The sequence below is a fragment of the Microvirga sp. P4_G7 genome (genome assembly GCF_056401005.1).
Genome location: NZ_JBFUKD010001071.1, coordinates 1 through 782 on the forward strand (window position 1 = coordinate 1; position 782 = coordinate 782).

The window sequence follows — 782 nt, forward strand, 5'->3', positions numbered from 1 at the left end:
GCGTGACGCTGCTGCGCCATGTCATGGAAGAGGCGCGGACGGTCTTTCTTGCGAAAGCGACGCCCGACCGACAGGATTTCCTCACGTGGCCGGTCGGGGCAATGACCTTGGTCCATCGCCGTGGCGCGTTGCTCGACGTGTGGACCTTCGCCGATACCACCGCCTTCGTGCGCGCACCGGACGGCAGCGTCGCGACTGTCGGTGACGCACCGGGTCTTCGCCGCTTCGAGGTCGCCAAGGCCGACGAACTGCTGAAGGCGACCGGCGCCACGCCGGCCACCATCACTCAGGAGCCGCTGTTCCAGGCGTGGCTCGCCGAGCGTCGGCAACGGCAGAAGCACAACGCGGGTTTGGCCTTGCTTGGGCTTGATCCCAGCGCCGCCGACCGTTTGCGGCACGAGACGGTGTCTTGCGAGGACGGCACGGCGATCCTCTTGACCACCGACGGCTTCTCCGCGTTGGTCGACCTCTATGAGGCCATGTCGTCGCAAGAGCTCTTGGAGGCGGCGCTCGAATCCGGCCTCGAGCCGCTGGCGCGCAAGGCGCGCGAAATCGAGACGGTGACCGATCCGAGTGGACGCCTTTTTCCCCGGTTCAAACTCAGCGACGACACCACTGCGCTGCTGCTGCGCGCTTGATTCACTTTCTCAGCTTGCCCTGAAAAGCCTATTGCGTAGCGGCGGTTAGGGGCGCTTCTTGAATCAATGGACGACGACCGCCCATCTGAATCAGAGCCTCGATGCGTTTCTCGATGGGGGGATGGGTCGCGAACAGGTCCATGA

General features: G+C 64.6%; 1 protein-coding gene. It reads left to right on the top strand.

Features of this window, described 5'->3' with window-relative positions:
- The coding region (locus tag AC1DT3_RS23085) for a hypothetical protein (RefSeq protein ID WP_477467490.1) at positions 1 to 638 on the top strand (638 nt) is incomplete at its 5' end.
- Positions 639 to 782 lie beyond the last annotated feature (144 nt).